4 protein-coding genes are annotated in these 5061 nt (G+C 45.3%); 1 reads left to right on the forward strand and 3 read right to left on the reverse strand.

Annotated elements, in window-relative coordinates; genetic code table 11:
* Positions 1–290: 290 nt before the first annotated feature.
* A complete protein-coding gene (asnB, locus tag ACQY6Q_RS06860; RefSeq protein ID WP_427979453.1) occupies positions 291–1955 on the forward strand; it encodes an asparagine synthase B in 1665 nt (554 codons plus the stop codon).
* Between the two features lie 73 nt (positions 1956–2028).
* Here the strand turns inward: asnB and ACQY6Q_RS06865 are convergent, their stop codons facing one another.
* The 3 genes from ACQY6Q_RS06865 to dnaX form a co-directional block, all read right to left on the reverse strand.
* Positions 2029–2451, reverse strand: a complete 423-nt coding sequence (locus ACQY6Q_RS06865; RefSeq protein WP_427979455.1) for a DUF3010 family protein — start codon at positions 2449–2451, stop codon at positions 2029–2031.
* A gap of 78 nt (positions 2452–2529) precedes the next feature.
* On the reverse strand, positions 2530–2856 hold the full coding sequence (locus ACQY6Q_RS06870) for a YbaB/EbfC family nucleoid-associated protein (protein ID WP_427979457.1): 327 nt from the start codon (positions 2854–2856) through the stop codon (positions 2530–2532).
* A gap of 71 nt (positions 2857–2927) precedes the next feature.
* A partial coding sequence (gene dnaX / locus ACQY6Q_RS06875) for a DNA polymerase III subunit gamma/tau (protein WP_427979460.1) occupies positions 2928–5061 on the reverse strand: 2134 nt, incomplete at its 5' end.

Raw genomic sequence — 5061 nt, forward strand, 5'->3', positions numbered from 1 at the left:
CAGACGAAGTATTTAACTTGTACAACGAAGCTGGTGCAGGTTTTGCGGAACATGTTCATTCACAACTAATTGCTAACAAAAAACCTGCAGAATAAGCCCTAAATCTTGTAAATAGACATACAAAAATAGCCAGTTTGTTAAAAATTCTTAGTTTTCTGGCTTTTTTTGGTAAAAAATATCAATCAAGGCTTGCAATAATTTCTGATATTGGCAAATTGAAGGCAATAAATTGTATAAATGCACCTTGTCATCTATACGAGAGCAAACACAAAGAAGTTTAAGGGAAGAGTATGTGTTCCATATTTGGAGTTCTAGATATTAAATCTGATCTCAGTGTATTGCGTAAGCAAGCACTAGAGATGTCTAAGCGTTTACGCCACCGTGGCCCCGACTGGTCAGGTATTTACACTTCAAAAAATGCCATTTTAGTGCATGAACGTCTATCTATTGTTGACGTTAATACCGGCGCACAGCCCCTTTACAATCCCGAGAAAACCCACGCTTTAGCGGTAAACGGCGAGATCTACAACCACAAAGATCTGAAGAAACAGCTTAAAGTGGATTTCCAATTTCAAACAGAATCAGACTGTGAAATCATTCTTGCCTTGTATAAAGAAAAAGGTATTGAGTTTCTTGATGATCTAAACGGTATTTTTGGCTTCTGCCTTTACGACTCAGAAGAAGACGCCTACCTAATCGGTCGTGACCATATTGGTATTATTCCGCTATACACCGGTTACGACGAACACGGTAACTTCTATGTGGCTTCAGAAATGAAAGCCCTAACACCAATTTGTAAAACCGTTGCTGAGTTCCCTCCAGGCCACTACTTATACAGTAAACAAGGTGAGCCCGTTAAGTACTACAAACGTGATTGGATGGACTACAGCAATGTAGAAAACAACGATGCCAATGTAGAAGAGCTTAAAACAGCGCTAGAAGCGGCCGTAAAACGTCAGCTTATGTGTGACGTACCTTATGGTGTATTGCTGTCAGGCGGTTTAGATTCTTCAGTTATTTCGGCAATCACAAAAATGTATGCCGATAAGCGTATTGAAGATAACGACAACTCTGGTGCATGGTGGCCACAGCTACACTCATTTGCAGTAGGTTTGGTTGGCTCTCCTGATTTAGCTGCAGCACAAAAAGTAGCTGATCACTTAGGTACTGTTCACCACGAAATTCACTTTACAGTTCAAGAAGGGATTGATGCGCTTAAAGACGTTATCTATCACCTAGAAACCTATGACGTGACAACTATTCGTGCTTCTACCCCAATGTACCTAATGGCCCGAAAAATTAAGGCCATGGGCATTAAAATGGTACTTTCTGGTGAAGGCGCTGACGAAATTTTTGGCGGCTACTTGTACTTCCACAAAGCCCCCAATGCTAAAGAATTCCACGAAGAGACACTGCGTAAACTCGATAAATTACACATGTTTGACTGTAACCGCGCCAACAAATCACTAGCTGCTTGGGGCATCGAAGGACGTGTACCTTTCCTCGATAAAGAGTTCATGGATGTAGCAATGCGCATCAACCCTGAAGCCAAGATGTGTGCCGGCGATAAAATCGAGAAACATATTGTACGTGAAGCCTTTGAAGCCTACCTCCCTGCAGAAGTAGCATGGCGCCAAAAAGAGCAATTCTCTGATGGTGTGGGTTACTCGTGGATCGACAGCCTAAAAGAGTTAGTTGAACTCGAAGTATCTGACCAAGAATTGGAAAACGCGGCCTTCCGCTTCCCAATTAATACCCCAGACACTAAAGAGGCCTACTTCTACCGCAGCATGTTTGAAGAGCACTTCCCTCAAGATTCTGCAGCAGAATGTGTGCCGCATGGTAAGTCTGTGGCTTGTTCAACCCCCGAGGCGATTGCTTGGGACGCAAGCTTTGCTAACAACGCCGATCCTTCAGGTCGTGCGGTACAGTCTGTACATAAAGAAGCTTACTAATAGCCAAGCTTAATTGTCTATAAAAAAACCGATGCCACTGCATCGTTTTTTTTTTTCGCATCGTAGTACTTAGTTAAGCCATGCAGGCTACATAAGCGGTAATAAAGGCTGGCTCTTGGAAAGCTTTTAAACCTGTGGCAGAAAACTCCACAGGTAGCGGCTGATCTTTTAATACTTGCTTTGCTTGGGTGGCAGAAACTAACTCTGTAGTTAAATTGCCGATCAGCTCTATAGCGGCTTCCAACTTAAAGCCCACCGCGCCTCCGGCAAATTTCCCCTTCATAGGCCGTTGCTTAATTGCCACTTTCTCCACTTTGTAGTCGGCCATTAACTTAGCAAAGGCAAACTGAAAATCACGCAGATGCTGAGTACTATTGATGTTGCTTAAACTTAAACGGCGCACTCGGCAATCAGGTATTTGAAATAACCCATCTTCTAAACTTAGAAGACACACTATGACTTCATTACTTTTAATCTCAACACCACATACTTTCATCACTATACCCTTTTTATATTGGCATAAACTTGCACAAAAAAGGCCGCTTAGCGGCCTTAGTAATCAGCTAAAAAACCACTAAAAGGGCATTTTCATGCCAGGAGGCATTTGCATGCCACCGGTGACTTCCGCCATTTTTTCTTTACTGTATTCTTCTACTCGGCGAACCGCATCGTTTACCGCCGCAGCAAGGAGATCTTCAATCATGTCTTTGTCGTCTTCCATCAAGCTGTCGTCTAGCTCAACTCGACGTACATTATGGTTACCTAACATCACAACTTTAACCAAACCAGCGCCAGATTCACCGGTCACTTCCATTTTGGCGATGTCTTCTTGAACACGCTGCATGCGATCTTGCATTTGCTGCGCTTGTTTCATTAGGTTGCCCATTCCGCCTTTAAACATAACTACACTCTTCTCTTTAATTAGTTATAACTGCGACATTACATCTAGATTAATGCCGAAAATCAAGTTGTTCAGTGGTATTTAACGCTGTCGTGATCTAACTCAGCGGAAAAACGCTGCTGTAATATTTGAATGTTAGGATCAGCCTGCAAGCTTTCAATGGCTTCCGCCATTTTTTTTTGGTGAAGCAATTGTGCTAATTCGCTCGGAGTTCGGCCCTTGTTATCCTCACCAACCTGAAGGTCTAGCTCAAGGTCCATTTGTAAACAGCTGCTAAGCTGCTGCCTCAGCTCGTTAAGTGAGCTATCTTTAGGCAAATGAGAATAATCACTTTTTAGCAACAATTGAACCTGTCTACCGGAGAGCCGATAAAGTGAATTTAGCGCTATTTGTTTGGCAATTGGGCCTAACTCCATAAACTGAACCATTTCCGCCCAACGCATATCATTATCACTACTACTGGCGCTAAACGCCGTTTCAGCAGGCGCCTCAGAGAGGGCCGGTTCAGTTTGCTGCTCTGTAGGGACGGGCGCATGGTAAGGCTTAGCGGGGCCAGAAGACGCCGGCGCAGCAGACTTTGCCATGGGACGAACTGGCACGGCGGCGGAGGTCTGAGCCTCTTCAGGCTTTTTTGCGCCCTGCCCTCGTCGTCTTAGCTGGCTACGCAGCTGTAACAAGGAAGCGGTATTATCTTGTTTATCCGGCTCGCTAGGCGCAGTTGCTAAGGCACTACTGGCAGTAGTCTCTGAAGCGTTAAGCTTTGCTTCGATTTGCCCCGTATTTAAAGCTTGCTCTGCATACTCGGCGGCATAGTTTGGCTCGTCATCGAGCGACGCATCCATGTGCGAAAATTGTGCATAATAGTCATCATCAAACGCACTTGCATGGGTGGCTGGTTCAACCGCTGCTGCAGTGTTTTCATCAGGTTCAGTAGCAGCAGCAACAGTCTGGGCTGGCGCAGGCGTTGCAACACTATGTTGCGATGACTTATTGGTCAAGGCTGGCTGAGCGGCATTCGCTCGAAGCTGGTTTTTCAACTGATTCAGGTTTTGCTCACGCTGCGCTTCTCGCGGTGCTTGTGAAGCACTGGATTTTGCGGCTGGCGCGGGCGTGACCGAGCCAGCCAGAGATTCAGCAGCTAAGTGGTAACCTTGTTGCATTGCTTGCTCAATAATCTCTTGTTGTTCTTTAACTAAACTGGCGTCCAATGTCTCGGCCTGATCCAAAGACGACTGCGCCACTTCTGGCTCAGAACTATTGACCCGTTCAGCCGGTTGAAAAGCCAACATTCTTAAAATGGTCATTTCAAAGCCGCCACGTGGGCTTGGCGCGTAGGCTAAATCACGTTTACCTGTGATAGCTATTTGATAGAGCAGTTGAATCAACTGTGCATCAACCTGCTCAGCTAACATCTGTATGGTTTCATCGTGCTGGCTAGCAGGTAACACCTGAGCCATCGCAACTTGATGAATAATCTCAGCCAATTGCTGGTGCAAATGCTCATAATCAGGCGCCATGCTAGCTAATTCGGATATTTTATTAAATGCTGACTCACTCTGCCCTGCCACCACATGGCAAACTAATTGTCTCAACTGATGAGGGTCAAGTACCCCCAACATGTTCAATACAGATTGGTATTCTAGTTCATTATTAGAAGAGGCCAGCGCTTGATCGGTGAGACTTAAAGCGTCACGCATACTGCCATCAGCGGCATGGGCTAAGGCCTGTAGCGCCGCTGGCTGATAAGCCCGCTGCTCGGCATCTAATATGCGCGCCAATTGCTGAGCGATTTGCTCTTCACTTAAGGCTTTTAATTGAAACTGTAAACAACGTGATAATACCGTGACTGGCAATTTTTGAGGATCAGTGGTCGCCAGCAAGAACTTGACATGCTCAGGTGGCTCTTCCAGTGTTTTTAGCAAGGCGTTAAAGCTGTGACGAGACAACATATGAACTTCGTCAATCAGATAGACTTTGTAGCGCCCTTTCGCTGGGCTGTACTGCACGTTATCTAATAGCTCGCGAGTATCCTCTACCTTGGTGCGCGAGGCCGCGTCAATTTCCAACAAGTCAACAAAGTTGCCTTGATCTACCTCTATACAATTAGAGCATTGTCCGCAGGGCTGTGAAGAAACGCCTTGCTCACAATTAAGACTTTTAGCAAACAAACGAGCGATAGTGGTTTTCCCCACGCCACGTGTGCCA

Source organism: Agarivorans sp. (assembly GCF_050295395.1).
Taxonomy (GTDB): domain Bacteria; phylum Pseudomonadota; class Gammaproteobacteria; order Enterobacterales; family Celerinatantimonadaceae; genus Agarivorans.

Coding starts and splice junctions, on each gene's coding strand:
- asnB (WP_427979453.1), top strand. CDS start 291: ATGTGTTCCATATTTGGAGTTCTAGATATTAAATCTGATCTCAGTGTA.
- ACQY6Q_RS06865 (WP_427979455.1), bottom strand. CDS start 2,451: ATGAAAGTATGTGGTGTTGAGATTAAAAGTAATGAAGTCATAGTGTGT.
- ACQY6Q_RS06870 (WP_427979457.1), bottom strand. CDS start 2,856: ATGTTTAAAGGCGGAATGGGCAACCTAATGAAACAAGCGCAGCAAATG.